Annotated in this window: 27 protein-coding genes; 10 read left to right on the top strand and 17 right to left on the bottom strand. The window is 65.0% G+C overall.

All coding sequences use genetic code 11. The features are described from left to right. Position 1 precedes the first annotated feature (1 nt). The 4 genes from ACSFA3_RS14305 to ylqF all read right to left on the bottom strand — a co-directional run bounded on the left by ACSFA3_RS14305 (position 2) and on the right by ylqF (position 5273). The gene (locus tag ACSFA3_RS14305; protein WP_435506232.1) at positions 2-1930 is read right to left on the bottom strand and encodes a branched-chain amino acid ABC transporter ATP-binding protein/permease; all 1929 of its coding nucleotides are present in this window, start codon (positions 1928-1930) and stop codon (positions 2-4) included. 65 nt (positions 1931-1995) lie between these two features. Continuing rightward, a complete protein-coding gene (locus tag ACSFA3_RS14300) occupies positions 1996-2871 on the bottom strand; it encodes a branched-chain amino acid ABC transporter permease (protein ID WP_435506104.1) in 876 nt (291 codons plus the stop codon). A 78-nt stretch (positions 2872-2949) separates the two neighbouring features. Next, entirely contained in the window at positions 2950-4182 is a 1233-nt protein-coding gene (locus ACSFA3_RS14295; RefSeq protein ID WP_435506103.1) for an ABC transporter substrate-binding protein, read from the bottom strand. 143 nt (positions 4183-4325) lie between these two features. After that, positions 4326-5273, bottom strand: a complete 948-nt coding sequence (gene ylqF / locus ACSFA3_RS14290; protein WP_435506102.1) for a ribosome biogenesis GTPase YlqF — start codon at positions 5271-5273, stop codon at positions 4326-4328. Between the two features lie 100 nt (positions 5274-5373). Here ylqF and ACSFA3_RS14285 point away from each other — a divergent pair, with 100 nt between their 5' ends. Next, positions 5374-5802: a CBS domain-containing protein gene (locus tag ACSFA3_RS14285; RefSeq protein ID WP_435506101.1), complete on the top strand. Its 429-nt coding sequence runs from the start codon at positions 5374-5376 to the stop codon at positions 5800-5802. Between the two features lie 16 nt (positions 5803-5818). On the opposite strand, the gene ACSFA3_RS14280 is transcribed toward ACSFA3_RS14285, so the two are convergent. Continuing rightward, entirely contained in the window at positions 5819-6682 is an 864-nt protein-coding gene (locus ACSFA3_RS14280; protein ID WP_435506100.1) for a D-amino acid aminotransferase, read from the bottom strand. A 146-nt stretch (positions 6683-6828) separates the two neighbouring features. Here ACSFA3_RS14280 and ACSFA3_RS14275 point away from each other — a divergent pair, with 146 nt between their 5' ends. Further along, entirely contained in the window at positions 6829-8997 is a 2169-nt protein-coding gene (locus tag ACSFA3_RS14275; protein WP_435506099.1) for a hypothetical protein, read from the top strand. A 45-nt stretch (positions 8998-9042) separates the two neighbouring features. Here the strand turns inward: ACSFA3_RS14275 and ACSFA3_RS14270 are convergent, their stop codons facing one another. The 3 genes from ACSFA3_RS14270 to ACSFA3_RS14260 form a co-directional block, all read right to left on the bottom strand. Continuing rightward, positions 9043-9417 (bottom strand): response regulator, encoded by a 375-nt coding sequence (locus ACSFA3_RS14270; protein WP_435506231.1) that lies wholly within the window; start codon positions 9415-9417, stop codon positions 9043-9045. 161 nt (positions 9418-9578) lie between these two features. Next, positions 9579-11135: a glutamate--cysteine ligase gene (gshA, locus tag ACSFA3_RS14265; protein ID WP_435506098.1), complete on the bottom strand. Its 1557-nt coding sequence runs from the start codon at positions 11133-11135 to the stop codon at positions 9579-9581. Positions 11136-11213: 78 nt separating this feature from the next. After that, a complete protein-coding gene (locus ACSFA3_RS14260) occupies positions 11214-11900 on the bottom strand; it encodes an alpha/beta hydrolase (RefSeq protein WP_435506097.1) in 687 nt (228 codons plus the stop codon). A gap of 111 nt (positions 11901-12011) precedes the next feature. On the opposite strand from ACSFA3_RS14260, the gene ACSFA3_RS14255 reads away from it, so the two are divergent. The 3 genes from ACSFA3_RS14255 to ACSFA3_RS14245 all read left to right on the top strand — a co-directional run bounded on the left by ACSFA3_RS14255 (position 12012) and on the right by ACSFA3_RS14245 (position 15877). After that, the gene (locus tag ACSFA3_RS14255; protein WP_435506096.1) at positions 12012-12356 is read left to right on the top strand and encodes a hypothetical protein; all 345 of its coding nucleotides are present in this window, start codon (positions 12012-12014) and stop codon (positions 12354-12356) included. A gap of 259 nt (positions 12357-12615) precedes the next feature. Continuing rightward, positions 12616-14136: a collagen-like triple helix repeat-containing protein gene (locus ACSFA3_RS14250; protein ID WP_435506095.1), complete on the top strand. Its 1521-nt coding sequence runs from the start codon at positions 12616-12618 to the stop codon at positions 14134-14136. Between the two features lie 22 nt (positions 14137-14158). Beyond that, positions 14159-15877 (top strand): ShlB/FhaC/HecB family hemolysin secretion/activation protein, encoded by a 1719-nt coding sequence (locus ACSFA3_RS14245; RefSeq protein WP_435506094.1) that lies wholly within the window; start codon positions 14159-14161, stop codon positions 15875-15877. A gap of 21 nt (positions 15878-15898) precedes the next feature. Here ACSFA3_RS14245 and ACSFA3_RS14240 read toward each other — a convergent pair whose 3' ends face one another. Next, positions 15899-16285, bottom strand: coding sequence for a hypothetical protein (locus ACSFA3_RS14240; protein ID WP_435506093.1), 387 nt, complete (start codon positions 16283-16285; stop codon positions 15899-15901). 46 nt (positions 16286-16331) lie between these two features. On the opposite strand from ACSFA3_RS14240, the gene ACSFA3_RS14235 reads away from it, so the two are divergent. Continuing rightward, a complete protein-coding gene (locus ACSFA3_RS14235; RefSeq protein ID WP_435506092.1) occupies positions 16332-16553 on the top strand; it encodes a hypothetical protein in 222 nt (73 codons plus the stop codon). On the opposite strand, the gene ACSFA3_RS14230 is transcribed toward ACSFA3_RS14235, so the two are convergent. Then, positions 16519-17445 carry a DUF808 domain-containing protein gene (locus ACSFA3_RS14230; protein ID WP_435506091.1) on the bottom strand — a complete coding sequence of 309 codons (927 nt, stop codon included), beginning with the start codon at positions 17443-17445 and terminating at the stop codon, positions 16519-16521. The two genes, ACSFA3_RS14235 and ACSFA3_RS14230, sit on opposite strands and share 35 nt — an antisense overlap. 16 nt (positions 17446-17461) lie before the next feature. Then, on the bottom strand, positions 17462-17980 hold the full coding sequence (locus tag ACSFA3_RS14225; protein ID WP_435506090.1) for a GNAT family N-acetyltransferase: 519 nt from the start codon (positions 17978-17980) through the stop codon (positions 17462-17464). Positions 17981-18084: 104 nt separating this feature from the next. Here ACSFA3_RS14225 and ACSFA3_RS14220 point away from each other — a divergent pair, with 104 nt between their 5' ends. Genes ACSFA3_RS14220 through ACSFA3_RS14210 form a run of 3 tightly spaced genes read left to right on the top strand, consistent with a single transcriptional unit; the run spans position 18085 to position 18771 of the window. Next, entirely contained in the window at positions 18085-18231 is a 147-nt protein-coding gene (locus ACSFA3_RS14220) for a hypothetical protein (RefSeq protein ID WP_435506089.1), read from the top strand. Positions 18232-18238: 7 nt separating this feature from the next. Beyond that, entirely contained in the window at positions 18239-18490 is a 252-nt protein-coding gene (locus ACSFA3_RS14215; protein ID WP_435506088.1) for a VF530 family protein, read from the top strand. Next, complete coding sequence (locus ACSFA3_RS14210) at positions 18487-18771, top strand: 2Fe-2S iron-sulfur cluster-binding protein (protein WP_435506087.1); 285 nt, start codon at positions 18487-18489, stop codon at positions 18769-18771. The genes ACSFA3_RS14215 and ACSFA3_RS14210 overlap by 4 nt, the downstream gene beginning before the upstream one ends. Here ACSFA3_RS14210 and ACSFA3_RS14205 read toward each other — a convergent pair. Next, positions 18768-20042 (bottom strand): MFS transporter, encoded by a 1275-nt coding sequence (locus tag ACSFA3_RS14205; protein ID WP_435506086.1) that lies wholly within the window; start codon positions 20040-20042, stop codon positions 18768-18770. The genes ACSFA3_RS14210 and ACSFA3_RS14205 overlap by 4 nt on opposite strands. A gap of 36 nt (positions 20043-20078) precedes the next feature. On the opposite strand from ACSFA3_RS14205, the gene ACSFA3_RS14200 reads away from it, so the two are divergent. Further along, positions 20079-20762, top strand: coding sequence for an RluA family pseudouridine synthase (locus ACSFA3_RS14200; protein WP_435506085.1), 684 nt, complete (start codon positions 20079-20081; stop codon positions 20760-20762). A 6-nt stretch (positions 20763-20768) separates the two neighbouring features. Here the strand turns inward: ACSFA3_RS14200 and ACSFA3_RS14195 are convergent, their stop codons facing one another. From ACSFA3_RS14195 to egtB, 5 genes are all read right to left on the bottom strand, one after another. Continuing rightward, positions 20769-21209 carry a universal stress protein gene (locus ACSFA3_RS14195; RefSeq protein WP_435506084.1) on the bottom strand — a complete coding sequence of 147 codons (441 nt, stop codon included), beginning with the start codon at positions 21207-21209 and terminating at the stop codon, positions 20769-20771. A gap of 48 nt (positions 21210-21257) precedes the next feature. Continuing rightward, positions 21258-22028 carry a 2OG-Fe dioxygenase family protein gene (locus ACSFA3_RS14190; protein ID WP_435506083.1) on the bottom strand — a complete coding sequence of 257 codons (771 nt, stop codon included), beginning with the start codon at positions 22026-22028 and terminating at the stop codon, positions 21258-21260. 10 nt (positions 22029-22038) lie between these two features. Continuing rightward, entirely contained in the window at positions 22039-22320 is a 282-nt protein-coding gene (locus ACSFA3_RS14185; protein WP_435506082.1) for a DUF427 domain-containing protein, read from the bottom strand. Between the two features lie 40 nt (positions 22321-22360). Beyond that, on the bottom strand, positions 22361-23269 hold the full coding sequence (egtD, locus tag ACSFA3_RS14180; protein ID WP_435506230.1) for an L-histidine N(alpha)-methyltransferase: 909 nt from the start codon (positions 23267-23269) through the stop codon (positions 22361-22363). Positions 23270-23373: 104 nt separating this feature from the next. After that, the gene (gene egtB, locus ACSFA3_RS14175) at positions 23374-24681 is read right to left on the bottom strand and encodes an ergothioneine biosynthesis protein EgtB (RefSeq protein ID WP_435506081.1); all 1308 of its coding nucleotides are present in this window, start codon (positions 24679-24681) and stop codon (positions 23374-23376) included. Positions 24682-24758 lie beyond the last annotated feature (77 nt).

The raw sequence follows: 24758 nt of genomic DNA, 5'->3' as shown, positions 1-24758 counted from the left end.
TTCACGTCGCCGTTCCGCCGAGATAGGCCTCGATGACCTTCTCGTCCGCCTGCACCTTCGCAGGCTCGCCCTCGGCGATCTTCTGGCCGAAATCGAGCACCGACACCGTGTCGCACATGCTCATCACCACGTCCATGTGGTGCTCGATCAGGATCACGGTCACGCCATGCTCGCGGATCTTGCGGATGATCGCGACCAGTTCCTTGATGTCGGGCGCAGTCAGGCCGGCGGCGGGTTCGTCGAGCAACAGAAGTTGCGGGTCGAGCGCCAGCGCACGGGCGATTTCCAGCAGGCGCTGCTTGCCGTAAGGCAGGTTGCGCGCTTCCTCGGTCGCCAATTCCTGCAGCCCGACGAAGCGCAGCAGGTTCAGCGCGCGCTGTGCGGCTGCATCGCGCTCTCGCTTGTAGCGCGGCGTGTGCAGCGACACGTCGATCAGGTTGCTGTCGAAGGTGTGATGCAGGCCGACCTGCACGTTCTGCAGCGCCGTCATCTCGCCGAAAAGCTGCACGTTCTGGAAGGTTCGCGCGATGCCCGACAGCGCGATGTCCGAAGACGTGCGTCCGACCAGCGAACGACCGGCAAAAGTCAGTGCGCCGGCGGTCGGCGTGTAGATGCCGGTCAGCACGTTCATCATCGTGCTCTTGCCCGATCCGTTCGGACCGATCAGGCCGTGGATGGTGCCGCGACGGATGCTCAGGTCGACATTGTTCAGCGCCTTGAGGCCGCCGAACTGCATCAGCACACCGGTCGCTTTCAGCACCTCGTCGCTGCCACCGGCATTCGCTGCGACCGAGACCGCGTCGGAGCGCACATTCGTATCGGCGAGATCTGCTACCTGCAACTTCGGCTTGCGGATGTTGAAGGCAGTGCGCACGAAGCCGACGATGCCGTCCTGCAGGTAGTACACGACGAACAGCATGATCACGCCGAAGATCGACAGCCGCCAGTCGGTCATCGTCTCCAGCCAGAACGCGAGCCCCGCAAGCGCGATGCTGCCAACGACCGGGATCGCCATCTGCGATGCGGTCGCACGCTGGCGCTGAATGGCGACCACGGCGGTGACGACGACCAGCACCGCCAGCCCGACCGACACGTAGCGGAACAGCACCACGTCGTCCAGCAGCTTGGGCAGCAGCACGATGATGGCCGCGCCGAGCATCGAGCCGATGCGGCTCTTGCGTCCGCCCATGATCACGGCGAGCAGGAACAGCACGGTCAGCTCGAAGTTGTACGAATTCGGCGAGATGTACTGCTCCGAATAGGCATACAGGCTGCCAGCCAGACCGGCAAATCCGGCGCTAATCACGAAGGCGTAGACCTTGTAGCGGTACACCGAAACGCCCATGCAGTCGGACGCCACCGGGCTGCCGCGCAACGCCTCGAACGCCCGGCCCAGGTGCGAACGCAGAATGCGGTGCACGACGACCAGCGCCAGCACCATCAGTACCACGACGACCCAGTAGAACTCGCGCTCGTCGAGCTTGTGGCCGAACAGCGCCGGCTTCTCCAGCTTGATGCCCATCGGGCCTTCGGTGAGGAAGCTCATCTCGTTGATGAGAATCTGGATGATGGTGCCGAAGGCCAGCGTCACCATCGCCAGGTACGGCCCCGACACGCGCAGCGCCGGCAATGCCAGCAGCGCGCCGAAACCGGCTGTCAACAGGATGGCTGCCGGCACGGTGATCCAGAACGGCGCGGCCAGCTTGAAGACCAGCACGCCGGCCGTGTACGCGCCGAGTCCGAAAAGTCCCGCATGGCCGAGCGAAACCTGGCCGGTATAGCCGACCACGATGTCGAGCCCGAACAGCACGATCGCGTAGATCATGATGGTTTCGAGCAAATGGATGTAGTACGGGTTGTCGATCCCGACCGGGAATAGCAGCAGAAGCGCGATGCCGACGATCACCATCAGCAGATGGCTCTTCTTCATCTTCTCTGGTGCGGTCGGAGCGACGACCTTCGCGGCGGAAGTGGGTGCAATGGACGACATCTTCTTCAGACCTTCTTGATCGCGGTCTTGCCGAACAGGCCGGCAGGGCGAACCGCCAGGACGATCAGCAGCAGCACCAGTCCGGGAACGTCCTTGTATCCGGTGCTCAGGTAGAAGCCGGTCGTGGTCTCGGCGATGCCGAGAATGATCCCGCCGACGACGATGCCCATGCCGCTGGTCAGTCCGCCGATGATGGCGACCGCGAAAGCCTTGAGGCCGAGCACAGCACCCATCGTGGCGCCGGTCAGCGTCAGCGGCGCGATCAGCACGCCCGCGAACGCCGCCGTCATCGACGACAGCGCGTACGAGAACGTGATGACCAGACCGGTGTTGATGCCCATCAGCTTGGCCGCGTCGCGATCGTTGAAGGTCGCGACCACGGCCTTGCCGTAGATCGTCTTGCGGTTGAAGAACTCGACCGCCAGCATCATCAGCAACGCGCCGACGACCACCAGGATTTCCATCGGCAGCACGTTGGCGTTGAGGAACTTGAGCGGCGATTCGGGCAGCGGCGACGGAAACTTGAGGTCGTCGCGACCCCAGACGTTTTCGGCCACGTTCTTGAAGATGATGCCCAGCGCGATGGTCGACATGATCCAGCCGAACTCCGACTTGATCTTGATCGCCGGCCGCACGCCGATGCGTTCCACCACCACGCCCTGGAAGGCACCGAACAGGCAGACGATCGGGATCATCAGCCAGTAGTTCACGCCGAGCCCGACCAGTGTCAGGCCGACCAGTGCACCGAGCATGAGCGCGTCGCCCTGCCCGAAATTGAGAGTATCTGATGTCGCAAAGGTCAGCTGGTAGCCGAAGGCGATGACCGCGTAGATCATGCCCAGCGCTATGCCGCTGAAGATGAGTTGGGTGAGGATTTGCATGGAATTTCCGGACATTCAAAAAAACGCCGCTGCCGGAAAATCCTGCAGCGGCGCTACTTCCACCGTGGGTTCGTACCCTTATTTCTTCATCAGCGCGTCGTTGGCCGCCAGATCCTTGATGCGCACCTTCGCAGCCGCCTTCTGGTCGTCGGCATTCGCGTAGATCACGCGTCCGCCCTTGACTTCGCCGAATACCGGGATGTTCGCGGTGATCGCGTCATGGTCGGTCTTGGAGAACGGCTTGTTGTAGGTCGTCACGACGCCCTCGACCGGCGCCTGCAGGTTTTCCAGCGCTTCCTTGATCTTCGGACCTTCGGTGCTGTTGGCCTGCTTGATAGCTGCAGCCAGCAGGTAGATCGAGTCGTAGCCCTGTGCTGCCGACACCGGCGAATCCATCCGGTTGTTCTTGGGCTTGAACTTCGCGACGAAGTTGTCGATGAAGGCCTTGCGCTTGGGCGTCGTCGCTTCCTGGATGAACGTCTGCGGCATGCGTGCACCGTCGCCGCCGGGACCGGCGTTGTCGATGAAGTTGGCCATCGCCAGCGTCCAGCTGCCGACCATCGGCACCTTCCAGCCCAGCTTGGTCATGCCGTTGGCGATCTGCGCCAGCTCGGGGCCGATGCCGTACGTCAGGATGGCTTCGGCGCCCGCTTCCTTGGCCTTCAGCAGCTGGGCCGTCATGTCGACGTCCTTGATGTTGAACTTCTCGACCGCGACGGCAGTGATGCCCTTGGCCTTGAGCGCCTTCTCCAGATCCTCGCGGCCCAGCTGGCCGTAGTTGGTGGAGTCGGCCAGGATCGCGACCTTCTTGAAGCCACGACGCGTGACCGCCTCTTCCACGATCATCGGCGCCTGGATGCTATCGTGCGCCGCATTGCGGAACACGTAGTTGTCGGGGTCCTTGTCGAACTGGCGCGTGATGATGGAGCCGGTCGCGACGTTGTTGATGACGGGGATCTTCGCGTCCTGGAAGAAGCGCTGCGACGCCAGCGCCACACCGGTGTTGATGTAGCCGACGGTCGCGACGACCTTTTCCTTGTTGATGAATTCCTGCGCGATCTGCACGCCGCGTTCGTTCTTGGCTTCGTCGTCGCGTTCGACCAGCAGGATCTGGCGACCGATCACGCCACCGGCCTTGTTGATTTCTTCGGCTGCGAGGCGTACGCCGTCGCGCATGCTGACGCCCATCGACGACGACCCGCCGGTGAACGGACCGTCGACGCCGATCTTGATCGGGTCCGCGGCGAACGCGCCGGCAGCTGCGAGCGAAATGATGCCGGCAACGGCCAGGCGCTTGAACGGAAATAGCATGTGTCTTGTCTCCACGAGGTTCTGATGTCTGAGGTGCCGAGAAGGTAACGACAACTTCAGATTCCGCGGAGAGTGACAACCCCTAGCAGTGCTGTCAGCCCTGTGTCAGCGCCATGCCATCGATGCCGGTCGAAAGCGTCCGGCTACCGTATTCCGTCCGGCATGGCCTTCTTTCCGCGCGCTGCCTTTTTCGCCTGACGCGCCGCATCGAGCAGTTCGCCCTCGGCCATCCAGCCGGCGAACTGCGCGGGTGTCTCTAGCGTCACGCGGCCCAGGCTGGCATCGCGGAACGCCTGCATCACGATTTCCGCCGCTTTCTGCAGATTGACGCGCCCCTTCCCCAGCAGCGCGCCGCGCTTTCGTCCGATGGCTTCGAGAAGTTCCTCGTCCTTCATTGCTGCGACTGCGGCAGCATCGGTGTCGTCCAGCTTGAAGCGCGCCGCGATGAGCGCCGCGTAGTTGACCTTGAGCACGTCGAGCAGCTCGAGCGCGACTTCTTCCTCGTCGTACGCATTGCGACCGATGGCGCCGCTGGCCGCCAGGTTGTAGCCGCACTTGGCAGCCACGATGCGGGGCCACAGCATGCCGGGCGTGTCCCAGAGATAGAAGTCGTCGGCCAGCGTGATGCGCTGTTCGAGCTTGGTGATGCCGGCCTCGTCGCCGGTCTTGGCTTTCTTCTTGCCGCCGACCAGCGTGTTGATGAGCGTCGACTTGCCGACGTTGGGAATGCCGCAGATCAGCACCCGCATCGGCTTCGCCATGCCGCCGCGGTTCGGAGAAAGCTGGTGGCAGGCCGCGACCAGCTGCTGCGCGGCGGTGGTCTGGCTGGCGTCCAGGCCGATGGCGCGCGTGTCGGGCTGCGCGTTGTAGTGCGCGAGCCATTCGGCGGTGCGCGCGGGGTCGGCCACGTCCTGCTTGTTGAGCACCTTGACGCCGGGCTTGTGGCCGGTGAGTTCGGCCAGGATCGGGTTCGCACTGGAACCCGGCAGACGCGCATCGAGCAGTTCGATCACGACATCGATGTCCTTGATGCGCTCGCCGATGGCCTTGCGGGTCAGATGCATGTGACCGGGGAACCACTGGATCGCCATCGGTAATTACTTTCGCTTGTTCGTCGCTCGGAGGGGTCTGCATTGTCGCAGTCGCGGTCGCCCCCTATGATGGCTTTCAAATCCACTTGCCGGAGTGTCCATGAAGCCAGTTTCCCTTCTGCTCCAGCGCCGCGCCCCCGGCCTCTGGCGCACCGCCCCCGACACCACCGTCTTCGATGCGCTGCAAACGCTGGCGCGACACGAGGTCGGTGCACTGGTCGTGATGCAGGGCGATGCGCTGGTCGGCGTCTTCTCGGAGCGCGACTACACCCGCAAGGTCGCGCTGCAGGGCAAGAGTTCCAAGGACGTGCGCGTCTCGGAAATCATGACCGCCAACGTCTTCACCGTGACGCCGCAGACGCCGACGCACGAATGCATGGCGCTGATGAGCCAGAAGCGAATCCGGCACCTGCCCGTCGTCGAGGGCGCGACGGTGATCGGCATGCTGTCGATCCGCGACCTGATGGACGACATCATCGCGGACCACGAACAGACCATCGAGCAGCTCCGGACGTACATCCAGACCTGAGACGCGGCAAGCCGGATCAGATCGACTGCGCCGCCTTCGCCCGCTGATAGGCGGCGTGCAGGCGTGCGAAGACCGGACCGGGCTTGCCGTCGCCGACCTTCTGGCCATCGAGCTGCGTCACCGGCAGCACTTCCTTGCTGGCCGAACTCAGCATCAGCTCGTCGGCCCCGCGCAATTCGGCTTCGCTGATCGGGCGAAGGTCGTAAGCGATGCCCTCCTCTTCGCAAAGCTCGCGGATCAGCTCGTAGCGGATGCCTTCGAGCACATGCTTGCTCTTCGGCGAACCGAAAACCGTGCCGCCGCGCACCACCCACACATTGGACGACGACGCTTCGGTCAGCAGTCCGTCGCGCATCAGGATGGTTTCGGTGGCGCCGGCATCGACCGAAATCTGTCGCGCCAGCACGTTGCCCAGCAACGAGGTGCTCTTGATGTCGGCGCGTTCCCAGCGGAAATCGCTCGCCGTCACGCAGGCCACGCCCTTCCCGAGCGTCTCGGCACTCGGCAGCTTCATGGCATTGACCATCATGAAGACGGTCGGCACGATGCCTCTGGTCATCGCATGGTCGCGCACGGCAACGCCGCGCGTGACCTGGATGTAGATCATCTGGTCTTCCTCAGGCAGCCCTGCGATCAGGCGGCGGCAGCGCTCCAGCCATTCTTCGGCCGAATGCGGGTTGTCGATGCTCAGGCTGGCCAGACTGCGCGCCAGACGCGCCATGTGTTCGTTGAAGCGGAACAGCTTGCGACCGTAGACCGGCACGACTTCGTAGATGCCGTCGCCGAAGATGAAGCCGCGATCGAGTACGGAGACTTTGGCTTCGCCGACGGGCGTGTACTCGCCGTTCAGGTAGCAGAGGGTGTCGGGCAGGGCTTGCATGGTGTGTCGGGTGTGCGAAGGGAAAGTGAGAAATGCGGATCTCCCGATTTTGCCCTTCCGGCCTACGCATGCCCGGACGGCGAGCCGGCAAACTTGCATCTTCCACAAGCCGCCTCAAAGAACCAGGAACCGAATCCGCCAAGCCGATGCACGATGAAAAACTTTCCCGCCACACCTGGCAATTCTTTCGCGCCGGCGGCGTCGATCAGGTAGCGATCCGCAGTGGCGCCGACATCGCGCATATCGGCGAACTCGACCAGAAACTCTGGGTCGCGCTGGCCTGCCCTACCCGCGGCATAGAGTTCGACGCCCGCACGCTCGACCTGATCGACACCGACCGCGATGGCCGCATCCGTCCGCCCGAACTGATTGCCGCCTGCGTCTGGGCCTGCAGCCATCTGAAGAACCCCGACACGCTGATGCAGGGCGGGGATTCGCTGGCGCTGGACGACATCGCCGAACTACCGGCCGACGAAAAATCACCGGACATGCCGCTGACTGAAGAAGCGCGCCGCATCCTGCAGTTGCGTGGGAAGGAAGGCGCCGACACCCTCACGCTGGCCGACGTCACCGACCGCAGCCAGCTGCTCGATGCGATGCGTTTCAACGGCGACGGCGTCGTCCCGCCGGAAAGCACCGACGACGAAGCCGTCGCAGCCGTGGTCCGCCGCATCATGAAGACGCACGGCAGCGTCAAGGACCGCAACGGCAAGGACGGCGTCAACCGCGCGCTCGCCGAAATATTCTTCAGGCAGGCACACGCGTTGCGCGACTGGCAGGCCGGCGTCGACGCACCGAGCGTCGCAAGGGACATACCGCTGCCGAACGAAGCCATGCTGGCCGCGGCCCAGGCGGTGGGCGCGGTGCGCGAAAAAGTCGACGATTTCTTCGCACGCTGTCGCGTGGCGGCCTTCGACGTCCGGGCCGTCGCCGCGCTGAATCCGTCCATCGAAACCTACGAAACGCTGGCCGCGCAGGACCTGCAGATGCGTTCAGACGCCATCGCCAGGCTGCCGCTCGCACCGATCCAGCCCGACCGCGCCTTGCCGCTGCAACACGGCGTCAACCCCGCCTGGGCCGATGCCCTGCGCAAACTCCAGCGCGACGCGGTCCAGCCGCTGCTGCGAGCCGACGCGATCGCCATGGACGAAGCCGAGTGGATGGCGCTGCAATCGCGTGTCTCGCCGTGCAGCCTCTGGCTGGCTGCGAAGCCCGACACCCTGCTTGGCGCGCTGTCGGCCTCGGAGGTCGAAGGCGCACTTCTTCATGAAGCGGCGGTCCTCGAACTGATCGCCGAAGACGAACGCATCGAACCGCACAACGCGCGCATCGCCGATCTGGAGAAACTGCTTCGGCTCAAGCGCGATCTGCTGACGCTGCTGGAAAACTTCGTGTCGTTCAAGGCGTTCTACCGGCGCGAAGGCGCGATTTTCCAGGCTGGGACGCTGTATCTCGACGGCCGCAGCTGCGAACTCAGCGTCGAAGTCGCGGACGCCACCAAACATGCGCCGCTCGCCGGGCTGGCAAAGGCTTACCTTGCGTACTGCCGCTGCACCCGCGACGGCAAGACCATGACGATCGTATCGGCGTTCACCGCCGGCGATGTCGACTTCCTTTTCATCGGACGGAACGGGGTCTTCTACGACCGCCAGGGCCGGGATTGGGATGCCACGATCACCAAGGTGATCGAAAACCCGACCAGCGTCTCGCAGGCCTTCTTCTCGCCCTACAAGAAATTCCTGCGGCTGATCGAAGAACAGGTTGCCAAGCGCGCCGCCGCCAGCGACACCGTCGCCCAGGGCTCGCTGGGGTCGCTTGCAACGACACTGGTGACGGCCGACAAACCGGCGGTTGCCGGGGCCAAGCCTGGTGCGCCGTTATCGCCGCTGAAGGTGCCTGCGCGTTTCGATGTCGGCACGGTTGCGGCCATCGGCGTCGCGCTCGGCAGCATCAGCGCCGTGATGGTCGGCATCTTCGGCAAGTTCGTGGATCTGGGGCAATGGATTCCAGTCGCCATCATCGGAATCATCCTGGCGATATCGGGACCGAGCATGCTGATTGCCTGGCTCAAGCTCCGGCAGAGAAGCCTGGGGCCGATCCTCGACGCGAGCGGATGGGCGATCAACGGGCGGATGCGCGTGAATGTGCGGTTGGGCGGCTCGCTGTCGCAAACGGCGCAACTGCCGGCAAATTCGAAACGGACCGTCCGCGATCCTTATGCGGAGAGCAACGGCACTGCGATCTGGCTGCTGGTCCTCGTCAGCATGGCCGCATTCGCCGTACTGGCATGGCGCATGGGATGGCTGACGCGCTGATACGCGAAGGAACGAGGCGCTGAAATGCGCCTCGCCGAGGTCCGATCAGGCGCGATGAGCGCCTTCGCAGTACGCCAGCAACAGGTCGATTTCGGCGGATTTATCGAAGAAAGCATCGGCACCCAAGGCGCGCGATCGCTCGCGCATGTCGCTGGTCGCATAGTTGCTGAGCACGACGACCTTCTGGTGCGGCGCTCGATCACGACAGGCATTGACGACACCGAAGCCGTTGCCCTGCTGCAGGAACAGGTCGATGACGGCGAGATCCCAATCGCCGCTGTGCGAATGGAGCCATTTGACAGCTTCGTCTTCGGTACTGGCATGGGCGACGACAGTGGCATCGGCGACATCCTCGAGAAAACCGACAAGGTTCTCCCGGATCACCGGGTTGTCTTCGACCAGATAGGTCTTGAAAGGCATGGATGTGTGGAACAAGGTAAGGCTGCAGTTGGAGGAAGCGTTGCAGGTATGTTTGCGTCCATCTTCCAACAACACTGTTTCCACATGGTGAGCCATGCAGGCCATTGCAGGTAGGCAGAAACCTACCATCCCTGTACGGCCATCGTGCCGCGCCGTCGTTGTCAGACGGTGGCGGCGACCCTCACCCGCTTGCCGATTCCGAGCCGCGCCGGCGACACGTACTGCTGCCGATAGATCTCGAACGGCATCGTGTCGTTGGCCTCGATGCGCTTCTGTGCCTCGACCGAGGCAACGCTGGCTTCGGCGAACGCCGTCTGCCTGTCCGCAGGCAACGGCTGCGCGAGCAGCGCAGCGCGGATCGACTCCGACTGCGCGCAGACGAAGGAAGTGAAGGAATCGTCGTGCGACGCATGCATCTCGGCCAGCACACGCGCCGACGGCAGGCGTGATGCGTCGTCGAGCGCGGCTTCGGCTGCGGCCAGTGCGGCTGCGTACAGACCTCCACCGTGTGCTGCGTCGAGTGCAAGCGCGATCGGCGTGCACTCTGCGACCAGTTGGTGACCCCATGCGGTGAGCGCCACATCGGTGCCGTTGCGCTGCAGGCACAAACCGGGCTCGCGCCCGCGCGCAGCGGTGAGATGCTGGTTATGGGCGAGTTCGGCGATTTCCTTCGGCGAATCGTCGGGGCTGTCGCTCAGCAGGCAATGCAGCAGGAAGACATCGAGGAAGCGAATGGTTTCCGCGGAAATGCCGACCGGCTCGAACGGATCGAGGTCCATCAGTCGCACTTCGACATATTCGACGCCTCGCTCGCGCAGCGCGTGCAGCGGACGCTCGCCGGGATGGATGACGCGCTTCGGACGGATGGTGCCGTAGAACTCGTTCTCGATCTGGAGCAGTGTGGTCGCGAGCTGGCTGTAGTCGCCGCCCGGATTCTGGATTCCGATGGCTTCGTACGCCGGCCACGGGCGCGTCAGCGCATCCTGCAAAGACGCGCCGTAGCCTTCGAGGCTGTTGTAGCTGACTTCGAGCGACGCCTGCGCATCGCTCTGATAGCCGAGTCGGCCCATCCGCAACGACGTGCCGTGCGGCATGTGCATGCTGCTGTCGCCCAGCGGCTGGAGTTCGTGCGAACGGCCCGCGACGAAGGTAGAGCAAAGCGCCGGCGACGCGCCGAAGAGATACAGCAGCAGGAAGGCATGACGCCGGAAATTCCGGATCAGCCCGAAATACTGTTCGCTCGACACGCCCGGCAACGACCAGTTGTAGTGAATGCCGGAAATCGTCTGCATGCGACGACCGTAACGGTGCCCGAGTCCCATGCGATAGACGCTCTTGGCACGCGCAACGTTGGAACTGCCGTAGCGGCCCAGCGGAATCGTCTCGTCCGTCGGCAGGCCGCAAGGCATGCTCGAGACCCAGAGACGTTCGTCGCCCGCAGCATCCAGCACACCGTAGGTGAAGCGATGGACTTCGGTCAGCTCGTCCAGTGCTTCCTCCACGCCGGCATGCACGCCGGTGATCAGTTCCAGCTGCGACTCGCTGAAATCGGTCGTGATGTTCGGATGTGTGAGCGCCGATCCCAGTGCGGCCGGATGCGGCGTCAGCGCAAGCTGTCCGTCGGGCAGCGACCGCAGGCTTTCCTTCTCGATTCCCCGCCGCACGCCTTTCAGCCGCTCGGGCGAAAGCGCTTTCAGCCGCTCCTGCAATTTGCTCATTTTTTTATCACCCAACAGTCTTTCTGGGGCTGGAAGGTAGCACTTCCGCATACAGGCTGCTGAGCGGGGGAATCCGCGTCATGCGGCCAGCACGCGCAGCAGGAAAGCCTCGATGTCGCCGATCTCTTCCATGCAGACCGAATGCTCCATCGGATATTCGTGCCATTCGACCGCATAACCCAGCGCCGTCAGCGCATCGCGAGAGGCTGCGGCGCGCGCCGGCACGACCACGCCGTCGCGGCTTCCGTGCGCCAGGAACACCGGTGTGTCCTGATTTGCCGGATTGCGCTCGGTGGCTGTCGTGCTGGCCAGCGGCAGGTAACCCGACAGCCCGACGATGCCCGCCAGGCGCTCCGAATGGCGCAAGCCGGTCAGCAGCGCCATCGCACAGCCCTGCGAAAAGCCGGCGATGACGATGCGATTCGCCGGAATGCCGCGCGCTTTCTCGCGGGCGATCAACGTCTCGATCGCGGCCATCGAGCGACGCAGTCCGGTGTCGTCTTCGGGACGTCCCGGTCCGGCGATGTCGTACCAGGCCGGCATCGGGTAGCCGCCGTTGATCGTGACGGGAATCACAGGCGCATTGGGAAACACGAAACGCACCGGGCCCACCGACGACAGGTCGAGTTGCTTCGCGATCGGCACGAAATCGTTGCCGTCGGCACCCAGTCCGTGGATCACGATCATGGTGGCGGTCGGTTCGGGCCCGGACACGAGCTCGATCGGCGGCAGGGACGGAAGAGGTTGGGCGGGGTTTAGCGTCATGAAAGGTCTTCGGGAAATTGCAGGCTGAACGATAGCGCAACGGCGTTGCGGTCTACATGGCGCGATGGTGTTGCGGTCTAGGCTCGCAGCGAACAAGTTCGAAGGATCGATATGAAAGAAAAAGAAACTATCCCGTCCGCAGATAGGTCGGCGCTGCAACCGCCGTTCGAGAAGGCGAAGTTCGACGGTCTGGTGCTCGTCTGCGGCGAATGCCAGAAACGCAGCAGCGGGCCGTCGAAACTCACGGCCAAGGACGTTCGGCGCGAACTCAAGGGAACGCTCGGCAAGGAACGCTTCCGGCTCCGCGTCGCGCAATCTTCCTGCCTGGGCCTGTGCCCCAAAAAATCTATCGCCGTCGCTGCTGCATTCAGCGGTGCACCAGCGCTGCTGGCTTCCGTGCGCGACGATGCGGACATCGCCGCCGTCGCAGCCCGGTTGGCGAATCCAGAAATCTGAACAGACCAGCCCACGCCGTTAGGTCTTAGGTACTAGATAGGGAAAATACGCTGGGTCGATTGTGAAATCGATCACGCAAACGTTTTTGCTCAGTTGTCTTTTATCGATTTTCAAACGTCACAGATTGTGTTCGATTGTTTACAAATACCTGTAACGCGATCGACCGCTGCATTACCGAAGCCAGCAGCGCATCGCGTTCAGGCACCGGGTGAACCCCAGTTCGCCCGGTTTGTGACGACGTTGAAATCAGGAGAACGACATGCGAGCCAGTATCCAGACACGATTCAATTCGATCCTTTGCGCGGCGGCAGTGACTGCTGCGCTTGCAACGTTGGGAGGCTGCTCGTCGAGCGGTCATGTAGGCGCCTCCGCGGGCGGTAGCAGCGAGGCGACGCCGGGCGGCATCGGAGGCGCCACCGGCGTATCCGACAGTGGGGGCGGCGCCGGGAGCGGCGGTGCGGGTGGCGGGAGCAGTGGTGGCGGCAGTGATCCCGTCGTAGGTGTGGGCGGCGGTGTAACGGGCGGCGCGAGCGGCACGGGCGGGAGTGGAGGCACCGGGATGGCCGGCGGCGGAACGGGTGGAAGCACCGGCGGCGGAACAGGCGGAGGTACAGGTGGAGGTATCGGCGGAGGAACAGGCGGCCCCGCTGCCGTCGCATCGGCGGGTGGCCAGCTTCTCGATGGCCTCGGCAAGACGGTGACGGGCGCCGGCACCATTGTTTCCGGCGTCGGGAGCAGCACGCCGGCCGGTTCGGTGATCGCCAATGCGGGCGCGACGGTCGGCAATGTCGGGACCGCGGTCAGCAGTGGCCTGGGCCAGATGGGCCTCGGCACGGATGTCGTCGGCACGACACTGGGCGGCCTGCCTGCAGTCGTCGACAGCACGGGCAAAACGGTGTCGAGTGCCGGGACGTTGGTGGCATCGATCGGCGGCAACTCGCCGTTGGGCGCGGTCACCAACGTTGCAGGCGGACTGGTCGACGGCGTCGGCAACGGCGTCGGCAATGTTGCGGGATCGCTCGGCGGCGTCATGTCGAACGGCACGGTGCGCCAGATCACGGGCGGCGCGAGCCAGGCCGTTGACCGTATCGACAGCGGCGCACTGACGCTGGTGCAGCGCATCGGCGACGGCACGGGCATCGGCCGGCCCGTCGATGGCCTGACGCGTCAGGTCGGCGCCAGCCTCCAGGGCATCGGCGTCGGCACGCAGGTGGCTTCGCTGACGCAACCGCTGGGAACGACCGTCGGCGGTGCCGGCCAACTGGTGCGTTCGCCGGACGTTGCGACAGGCGGCACGCCGGCGGCGCCCGGTCTTTCAGGCCTGTCAGGCCTGTCAGGCTTGACAGGCGCAGTCGGTGCAGTCGGCGCCCTCGCCGGCACAGGCGCGGTGCTGGCGCCGGTTTCCGGTGTGGTGGCCGGTGTGGGCGCCGCGGCGGGCGCAGGAATCGGCGCATCGGTCGCGGCGAGCAATGGGGGCGTGTCCGCTGGCGTCGGTGCCGGTCTGGGCGCAGGGGTCGGTGCCGGACTGGTGACCGGAACATCCGGCACGTTGACCAGCGCGCCGACGACGCTCGGCAGCACGGTGGCCGCCACCGGCGCGACCGTTGCCGGCACGACGAGCGCTGTCGGCGTCGGCTCGGTCGCACCGCTGGTGGCGGGCACGACTGCGGCTGCAGGCACGGTGGTGACCGGCGTCACGGGCCTGGTGAGTAGCGTCGGTGGCCTCGGCGGTCTCGGTGCACTGGGTGGACTGGGCCTGAGCCGCGGCGGCAACAACTGAGTCGCCAACCGAGTCAAAGCCGATGCCGACACTCCAACCGACACCCACCCGTCGTTTTCACCGTGTCGGCATCGCGCTGACGCTGGCTGGAGGCGCCGTCGCCCTGCACGCACAGACCGCGCAGGGCGGCAATCCGCTCGACCAGCTGCCGATGCCGGCGCCGGTTCCTGCAGTGCAGGCACCGGCGCCGCAAGTGACCGCGCGGCCACCGCCCGGCGCCGCCGACGGCGCGGACAAGCTGTCCCGGCAGCTCGCGCCGTCGCGCTTCGACATCGAGGGCGTGAAGGCCCTTCCCTTTTCCACCGTTTCCGCGCTTTTTGCGCCGATGGCCGGTCGACAGACAACGGTTGCGCAGCTGGTCGAGATCGCCGGCCAGGCGACCGCGCTCTACAGGCAGGCCGGTCACCCGCTGTCGTTCGTGTACCTGCCGGACCAGAGTTTCGACGGCGGCGTGGTGCGCGTGATCGCGGTCGAGGGCTACATCGGCAGCGTGCGGATCGAGGGCGACGCCGGACCGGCGGAAGCGCGGTTGCGCGACATCGCGAACCGCCTGCTCGCCGAGCGGCCGCTGCGCCAGTCGACCTTCGACCGCATCACGCAGTTGCTGCTGCGGCTGCCCGGCGTCACGGTGGCCGCGACAGCCTCGATGCCGGCCACCACCGATGGCGCCACCGTGCTGGTGCTCAAGGTCGTGCGGAAGCCGTACAACATATCTGTCGGCGCCGATCTGCGTCAGCCGACCGCGCGCGCGGTATTGAGCGGTGTCCTCAACGATCCTTTCGTGCCCGGCGGCCAGCTGAGCGCATCGACATTGCTGGGTGATCCGGCGCGCGAGAAACTGCTGACGCTCGGCTACACGCAGCTCGTCGGCAACGACGGCCTGCAGTTCAAGGCGCAGGCCACGACGTATCGGGGCTATCCGGACAAGAAGCTGGACAGCGGATCGCCGCTCGAGCGCTTCAACACCAACCGCCGCCTCGAGCTTTCCGCCAGCTACCCGCTGCTGCTGGATGCGCGCAGCAGCCTGCTGCTGAACGGCGGCTTCTACGGCGTCGACAACGCCGACGACTACCGCGTGCCCGCGAACGGTGCCCGGCTCACCGACGACACCCGCGTGCGCGCACTCTTCGCGCAGCTCGCTTATCTCGACGTGCAGCCCGACCGCAGCCGCAGCGCCGGACTGATGCTGGCGCAGGGCTTCGACGGTGCCGGCGCTTCGGCCGAAGTGCGGAGCAACGTCGCCGGACTCGGCGGACCGGGCACGGCACGACTTGCTTTCACCCGCCTCGCCGTCGACGCCAGCCAGCGGGACCGGTTCGCCAACCAATGGGGCACCGGCGTGTCGTTCGGTGCGCAGTACAGCCCGCAGTCGCTGGCATCGTCGGAGCGCATTTCCTTCGGCGGACCGAAGTTCGGTCGCGGCTACGCTGCGGGCGATGCAGCCGGAGACTCGGGTTGGGGCGTGGGTTTCGAGCTGAACCGCATGTTCAGGTTCGATACCACCTGGCTGAAGCAGGTCGAGCCCTACGTCCTGCTCGAACAGGCACGGGTGTCGACGGATATCGGCCGCCCGATGCCCCGCACGCTGCGTTCGGTCGCCCTCGGCGTCCGGCTGTCGGATGCGAAACACTACAGCGTCGATCTCGCGATCGGCAAACCGACCGGCGATGCCGCCATCGACAATCCGGCGCGCAAGGTGCGCATCAGCCTGCTGTTGAGCTATCAGCTGGCTTCGCGTTAGACCACAAAGTTGCGGAATCTTTCAGCGGGCTGCCGCGCGGCAACTGCGCACGCTGGCATCGAAGTGCGCTGCCAGCGCCGGATCGCAGGCGCTGCTCGCGGGCATCAGCCGGCACAGACCGACCACGACATAGTCGGAAACGGCATCGGTACAGGCCTGGTACGGCGCCAGATCGGGGTTGGCGCGCGCCTTGAAGCCCCAATCCTCGGAAAACGACACGGTGCGCGCCATCGAATCCTCGAAGAAATCGCGGTCGCGGTCCCTGATCGCGGCTTCCATGAGCGGCAGTTCGCCGTCGAGAAAGCGCACTGCGGCAGCGGGAAACTGGGCGGCATCCTGACGCGCCGGCTGGGCAATGACGTCTGCAGCGCCCAAGCCGCCCAACGCCATCGAGAGCGCCAGAAACACGGAGCGCCAGCCAGCTCTCGTTCCGTGGCACCTAAACTTGGCCGCTATGGCATCCAAACCCACCCGTGCACCGCGCATGTTCGAGCGCGGCATTCTTGTCGCATTGATCGGTATCGCGATCATCGTCGGCCCCCGCTTCCTTCAGTCTTCACGCTTCTACGAAATGGTCGCGGGCGCACAGGTGGTCGGCTGGTTCGCGCTGGTGCTCGGCATCGCGCTGGCCGCCGTCGACCTCATGCAGCGGGCGAAGAAGAAGCGCGGCGGCTGAAAAGCTTCTTGCCGAGCTCTACCACCGCCAGCACCACGGCACCGGCGATCAGGCCGACCACCAGATTGACGAACGACGGGCCGATCGCCCCGAGCACGCCGCCCGTCGCCTGCGCCCAGCCGTCGACGCCGTGGCCGATGAACGGCACGCCGTGCACCAGAATCCCGCCGCCGACAAGGAACATAGCCAGCGTACCGACGACCGACAGCGCCTTCATGAGCCAGGGTGCGGTCGCGAGGATTCCGCGGCCGAGCGCCTGCAACCCGGCGCTCGACTTCTTCGTCAGGTAGGTGCCCGCGTCGTCGAGCCGCACGATGCCGGCGACCAGCCCGTAGACGCCGACCGTCATCGCGATCGCGATACCGACCAGCACGGCGACCTGCGTGCCGAACGACTGACCGGCCACCGTTCCGAGCGTGATCACGATGATTTCCGCCGAAAGGATGAAATCGGTGCGGATGGCGCCCTTGACTTTTTCCTTCTCGGCCGCGACGACATCGACCGCCGCGTCGGCAATCGCCGCCACATGCCGTTCTTTTTTGGCCTCATGCTCGTCCTTGTGCAGGAACTTGTGCGCCAGCTTCTCGACGCCCTCAAAGCAGAGAAACGCACCGCCAATCATCAGCAGCGGCGTGATCGCCCAGGAAGCGAAGCTGCCGATGAGCAGCGCCGCCGGCACCAGGATCGCCTTGTTGATGAACGAACCCTTGCAGACGGCCCAGACGACGGGCAGCTCGCGGTCGGCGCGCACGCCCGAGACCTGCTGGGCATTGAGCGCGAGGTCGTCGCCCAGAACGCCGGCGGTCTTCTTGACGGCGACCTTGGAGAGAACCGCGACATCGTCGAGCACGGTCGCGATGTCATCGAGGAGAAGGAAAAGACTGGAGGCCATATTTCCTTTTTCTAACTCAGGCGACGGTGCGCTTGAGTCGGACTTCTTCGATCCTCGCAGTCCCGATGGAGGTGGTCTTGGCTGTCTTCATGTCGCGCTTGAAGCCGGCGAGCTCGGCGAAGCGCAGCGCGCGTTCGTTACGCAACGGGATCCACATCGTGACGTTGGTGCAGCCCTCTTCGTCGAGGCCTTCGCGGGCGGCATCCCAGAGGGCGACGCCGACACCCTTGTCCCAATGCGCCGGCAGAACGTAGAGCGACCAGATCTCGCCGGTGGTCGACGGCGTCTTCGGGTCGCGCGAGCGGTCGAAGCCGACGAAACCGACGACCTTGTCGCCCGACACGGCCACCTGGACCTGCGGCTCGCTGAATTCGATGGCGTCGCGCCACTTGGCTTCACGGGTGGCCGGCGCCAGGGCGCGCAGCTGATCTTCGGGGAGGATGTCCGCATAGGCGACCGCAGCGGCGGCGGCGTGGACTTCGGCGATGGCTTTGGCATCGCGCATTTCGGCGGGGCGAACTTCGTAGTTGGACATGACAGGAGAGAGAAGCGTGGTTCGTTCAAAGAACCGGCTATTGTCGCTGCGCCGCTAAACTGGCCGTTACCGTTCATTGCATCGCATCTATCCGGAGAAAAATCATGGCCAAAGGTCAACAACGCACCAACAAGGAAGCAAAGAAACCTCGCAAGGACACCTCGCCGCCAAAGCCGCCGGCGATCGCCGGGGAGCCGATCCGCACCGTCACCACGGCGGTGATTCCGCGCGGCAAGCTGAAGAACAAGTGAGCCGACGGTGACGACCGAAGCCGGAGGACAGCCGCGCAACCCGCTGCACGGCCTCACGCTCGAAACCATCGTCACCGCGCTGGCCGAAAACTACGGCTGGGACGGATTGGGCGAGCGCATTCCGGTTCGATGCTTCACGGCGGACCCGAGCGTGGCGTCGAGCCTGAAATTCCTGCGCAAGACGCCATGGGCACGGGAAAAAGTCGAAGGGCTGTACCTTTTCATGCTGCGCGAACAGCGCCGGCAGCAGGCAAGGTGAAAGTCCGGGTCGCGCCGGGCGGCTTCGATTTCGAAGCCGAGCCCGGCCAGACATTGCTTCGCGCAGCCGAAGCGGCCGGCATCGAACTGCCCAGTTCGTGCCGCAACGGCACCTGCCGGACCTGCATCTGTCTCGTCAGCGCCGGTCCGGTGCGTCACACCATCGACTGGCCCGGCCTGAGTGCCGAAGAGAAAGCGGAAGGCTGGATTCTTCCCTGCGTGGCGGAGGCACTTGGCGATGTGACGTTGTATGCGCCGGGCGCGTTTTCGGTGTTCGATTAAATGACCGGACCGATCTTTTCGTCCGGCACGATCCTGTCCCGCTGCGCCAGCGACGGAAACAGCTTGAACCAGGCCGCCGCGACCGCGATCGTTCCCACGCCACCCAGAACCACCGAACCGACCGGACCGAGCAGCGCAGCCGTGGCGCCGGACTCGAATTCACCGAGCTGGTTGCTGGCGCCGATGAAGATCGAATTCACCGCGCTTACCCGGCCGCGCATCGCATCCGGCGTCTCCAGCTGCACCAGCGTCTGGCGGATCACGACGTTGACCATGTCCGCACCACCCGAAACCGCCAGCGCGATCAGCGAAATCAGAAAGCTCTGCGACAGCCCGAATACCACCATGCACAGCCCGAACAGCGCCACCGCGATCAGCAGCGTGCGCCCGACGTGGCGCTCGATCGGCTGGCGCGTCAACACGATCGACGTCAGCAGCGCCCCGACCGCCGGCGCGCTGCGCAACAGGCCCATGCCCCAGGCGCCGGTGTGCAGGATGTCCTTGGCATAGATCGGCAGCAGCGCCACCGCGCCGCCGAGCAGCACGGCGAACAGGTCCAGCGACACGGCACCGAGCACCGGCTTGCGGCGCCAGATGAAATCGACGCCGGCGAAGATCGTCGCCATGGTCACCGGCTCACGGACCCGCGCCGGCTGGACGTACCGCAGCGCTACGACGAGAACGCAGCCGATCGCGAACAGCACGACGCTCGCGCCGTACACCACGCCGGTGCCGGCGACGAAGAGTAATCCGCCCAGCGCCGGCCCGCCGATGATCGCGCCCTGCATCCCCGCCGAACTGAAAGCCATCGCGCGCGGCAGCATCAGCGGCGGCACCAGCATCGGCGTCAGCGCCTGCTGGGCCGGCATCTGGAAAGCGCGCACGGCGCCGAGCACGACCGAGAGCCCCAGCAGCAGCGCACGGGAATCATGGTGTCCGACATGGGCCGACAGCAGCGCGAGCGCTACCAGCCCCTGCACCGCGAAACAGATCGCGAGGATGCGGCCGCGGTGGTGCCGGTCGACCACGTGGCCCGCATAAAGCGCCAGGATCAGCGCCGGCATGAACTGGTAGAGCCCGACAAGCCCCAGGTCCCAGGCGCTGCCGGTGAGGTCGTACATGTGCCAGCCGATCGCCACCAGCAACATCTGACTGGCAGCGGTTCCGAAGAGCCGTGCAATCCACAGACGCATGAACGGGCGCTGTCGGGTGAGATCGGAAAAGCTGGGTTGGACGGATTCTCTGAGCGGATCGGGTGCGGCGGCTGACATCCGTTCGAGAATAGCCCACCGCCGACGACTTCGCCGATGACAGCTCCGTTCACGCTCCCTGTTCCTTCAACGCAACGCCCTGCAATCCCGCCCGGGCTCGTCGTCATTCACGAAGACGCCCATCTGCTGGTGCTCGACAAGCCGTCGGGGTTGCTGTGTGTGCCAGGCCGCGGCGAGGACAAGCAGGATTGCCTGAGCGCACGCGCGCTCGCCCGCTGGCCCGATGCCCTGGTGGTGCACCGGCTCGACATGGCCACGAGCGGGCTGGTGCTGATGGCGCGCAGCCCGGCGCTGCAGCGCGCTTTGGGCGACGCTTTCGCCAGGCAGGAGGTCTGGAAACGCTACGAGGCGGTGGTCGACGGACTGCTGGCGGTAACCCCGGACTGGTCGACCATCGATGCGCCGATCGCCGCCGACTGGCCGCGCCGACCGATGCAGAAGATCGACGCGGCCGGAAAACCGAGCATCACGCGCTGGCGTGCGCTAGGAAGCGAGCCTGACGATGCGACCCGTCTGCTGCTGGAACCGCGCACCGGTCGCACCCACCAGCTCCGCGTGCATCTGGCTTCCATCGGCCATCCGATCCTCGGCGACACGCTGTATGCAGGCGATCCGGTCAGGGACCGTTCCGAACGGCTGCTGCTGCATGCAAGCCTGCTGCGGTTCCGGCATCCGGCAAGCGGAGAGCCGGTGCGCTTCGAAAGCGCGACGCCGTTCTGATGACGGTCACTCGGCCTTGACCACCATTACCGGCATCGTCGCGTCCTGGAGCACTCGCTGCGTGACGCTGCCCAGCAGAAGTTTCTCGATTCCGGCGCGGCCATGCGAGCCCATGACGATCAGGTCGACGCCCAGGGCGCGCGCCGTGTCGGTGATGGCTTCGTGCACCACATGCCCGTCGATCACGCGCTGGTCGCTGTGCAGGCCTTCGGCTGCCAGCGCGGCGACACCGCGCGCCAGCGCAGCGTGCGCGCTGCTGGTCGCAGCCGCCAGATACTCGTTCTGCCCCATCGCGTAATCGGCGCCGACACCGATGAACGGATAGTTGTCGATCACATGGATCAGCGTGATCCGGCTGCCGAAAGCAAGCGCCAGTCCGCTCGCCTTGCTTACCGCGAACATCGAAGTTTCGGAGCCATCGATGGGAACCAGAATGTGATTGAACATGGAAGAGCCCCAGAAAAGTCGCGGAAAGTTGCGTAAAGCCGCAAAACCTCAATTTACAGCATCGTCACCCTGGAACGCCTGACCGCGACAGGTCACGACCAGCGTGTCGCGATACCCTTTCGAATCGGCGCCAAGCGGCTGGATCGGCGTCGATTCGTGGATCACCCGTGCGTCGTCGAGCAGCATCAGCGTCCAGGGCTCGGTCATGGTGAAACGTTCGCCACGGCGGCCTTCGGATTCGAAAACCCGCGTTTCGCCGCCCTTGATGCCGTGCCGGCCGACCAGCATGACAGCCACGAGATCGACGCCGTCGCGATGCGCGCCTTCGGGCGTCGGACGCCCGATGCCTGCGGCGGTGTCGATACGGAACTGGTGCGCCTCGACGAACCAGCGGCGCGGCCCACGCAGCTCGCCGGCCACCGCGGCCAGGCGACCGAGCAGATGCTGCCAGGCCGGCGCCGCGAGTGTTCGCGACTCCATCGGCGCGAACCAGCGCTGCATGCCGCCATGGAGCGCGTTGTATTCGACAGGCTGCCAGTGCGCACGATGCGGCACCTGAACGACGGTTTCTCCGTCGGCGTCCGCATCGATCTCGAAGCAGGCATGGCGTCGCTGTCGGTATTTGCCGCCGTCCTTCAAATACTCGTCGGGCGGCAGCTTGTCCCAGTCGCCTTTCAGCGCATCCAGCGCCGAGAGATCGGGCATTGCCAGCCAACTGGCGACGCCTTCCGGGTCGAGCACGGCATAACCGTCGGTGCGAAGGGCCGAAGCGAGATCGGCGGGAGGTATGGCTGCGGGTTCGAAGGCGGTGGTGGTCACGCGACCGCCTTCACGCCCCGACCTTCACACCCTTCCAGAATGCGACGCGATCCTTGATCGACTCCGCCTCCGGCTTCGGTTCCGGGTAATACCACGCTGCGTCGGTATTGAGCTCGCCGTTGACCAGCAGGGAAAAGTAGCTCGCCGAGCCTTTCCACGGGCAGGTCGTCTTGTGGTTGCTGAAGGTCACGTACGAACGGTCGAGCGAATCGAGCGGAAAGTAGTGATTGCCTTCGACGATGACGGTGTCGTCGCTTTGCGCGATGGTGACGCCGTTCCAGGTTGCTTTCATGTTGGAGTTCTCCGTGGCCCGCACGGTGCGGGCTAGCTCGCTATTGTGCCGCTGGCGCCTGCAGCCAGTGCACGCTGAAAAGTCGCTCCGGATCGGTCCAGACCACCTTGGGAACGAATCCGGCCTTCTCTGCCAGAGCGCGAAGGCCGTCGATCGTGAATTTATGCGAGTTTTCCGTGTGGATGGTTTCACCCTCGGCGAAGTCGAAAACGACCTCGCCGAGCGAAACACGCTGGGCGCGCCGGCTGATCAGGTGCATCTCGATGCGACGCAAGGGCGCGTTGTAGAACGCCGCATGGGCAAAGCCGTCGAGATCGAAGTCCGCGCCGAGTTCGGTATTCGCGCGGCGCAGGAGATTCAGGTTGAACGCCGCCGTGACGCCCTGCGCGTCGTTGTAAGCCGCATGAAGCAGCGCCGCATCCTTCACGAGGTCGACACCCAGCAGCAGGCCACCGCCGCGCAGCAGGCGCGCCGAAAGCTGCAGGAACGACAACGCCTCCTCGGGCGTGAAATTGCCCAGCGTGGAACCCGGGAAAAATCCGACGCGCCGTCCTGCGCCCTCGCCCGGCGCGGGCAGCACCAGCGGCATCGTGTAGTCGGCAACGACCGGTTGGACCGTGAGCGCGGGATAGTCGGCACGCAGGCGCTCGGCCGCCGCCTCGAGATGTTCGCCAGAGATGTCGATCGGCACATACCGGCGCGGTGCTTCGAGCGCATCCAGCAGCAACCGCACTTTCGTCAGCGAACCGGCGCCGAATTCGATGATTTCCGCGTTCGGCCCGATCTCGGCCGCCATGTCAGATGCGTGGTCGGTGAGTATCTGCAACTCGGTCCGTGTCGGGTAGTACTCCGGCAGATCGCAGATGCGGTCGAAGAGCGCCGAACCCTCCACGTCATAGAAGAATTTCGGCGAAACGCTGCGAACGGTACGCGACAGTCCCGCACGCATCTCGCGCCCGAATTCGGAGAGGTTGTCGCTGGCGTCCAGCGTACGCTCGGGTAAGTGAAGAGGAAGCTGTCGACTGTTCTCGAGCTGGGCGGACTGTTGCGACATCAAAGATCCTTGGCGAGCCGCAGCCCCGTGAACTGCCAGCGCGCGGCCGGCGGGAAAAAGTTGCGGTAAGTCGGGCGCGTGTGTCCGGCCGGCGTCGCGACGCTGCCGCCGCGCAGCACGACCTGCCCGACCATGAACTTTCCGTTGTATTCGGCGGCGATTCCCGGCATCGGCCTGAATCCCGGGTACGGGTCGTAGGACGAACGGGTCCATTGCCAGACATGCCCCGTGATCTGCTGCAGTTCCGGATCGGACGAAGCAGCTTCCCACTCGAACTCCGTGGGCAAGCGCGCACCGGCCCATTCCGCATAGGCTGCGGCTTCGTAGAAACTGAGTTGCGCGACGGGCGCTTCCGGGTCCATCGGCCGCACGCCGTTCAATCCGAACACGTGCCATCCCGCGGCTGTACTGTGTGCGCCGGTGGCGGAAAGCTGGAATGCGAGCCGCGGATCGTCCGATGCTAGCCAGTAGGCCGGGCACTGCCAGCCGTTCGCCTGCACCTGCGCCCAGCCGTCGGACAGCCAGAACTCGGGACGACGGTAGCCGCCGTCGTCGATGAAGCGCAGGTAATCGCCGCAGAGCACCAGCCTGTCCGCGATCGCATAGGGGCGAAGCAGCGCGTCGTGGCGCGGGGTTTCGTTGTCGAAAGCGAAGTTTCCGACTGCGTCGCGTGCATCGGCGGAATGGCCGGTATGGCCGATCTGCACCGTGCCGCCCGGCTGCGCAAGCCAGCGGACCGGCGGCAGGGGTGCCGCGAGCCGCAACGACGGGCCCGTCGCGGTACGGTAGGCAGGCAGCAGCGGATTGCATGAGAACGCATGGAGGATGTCGGTGACGAGCAATTCCTGATGCTGCTGCTCATGCTGGAGCCCGAGCGCGACGATGGGCGCTATCGTTTCCCAGGTCGCGTCATCGGCGCCGGCGAGAAAAGCCACGACGGCGGCATCCACGTGCGCCCGATAGGCCATCACTTCGTCGTTCGATGGTCGGGTGACCAGCCCGCGCTGCGGTCGAGGTGCACGCGGCCCGAGCGCTTCGTAGTAAGAATTGAAAAGATACTGAAAGCGCGGATCGAAGGCGACATAGCCCGCTGCGTGCGGTTGCAACAGCACCGTTTCGAAAAACCAGGTGCTGTGCGCAAGGTGCCATTTCGTCGGGCTGGCATCCGGCATCGACTGGATGCACTGGTCTTCCACGGACAACGGTGCCGCGAGTGCAACACTCGCCGCACGCACTTCCGCAAAAGAGTTCTTACAGTTTTCGCGCAGCGAACTGGCGGTCGGCGCGTCCGGCCGGGATAACGTCATGCAATCTCCAAGGTTTTCACTTCAGTTTTAGCTGGGAGCAGTTAGTGCTTTCGTAGGACAAACTCGCCCTCGACGGC

The organism is Variovorax glucosi (assembly GCF_051216695.1).
In the GTDB taxonomy this organism is placed as follows: domain Bacteria; phylum Pseudomonadota; class Gammaproteobacteria; order Burkholderiales; family Burkholderiaceae_C; genus Variovorax.
The sequence above is the reverse complement of the archived record's forward strand: the minus strand, read 5'-3'. Positions and strand labels throughout refer to the sequence as shown.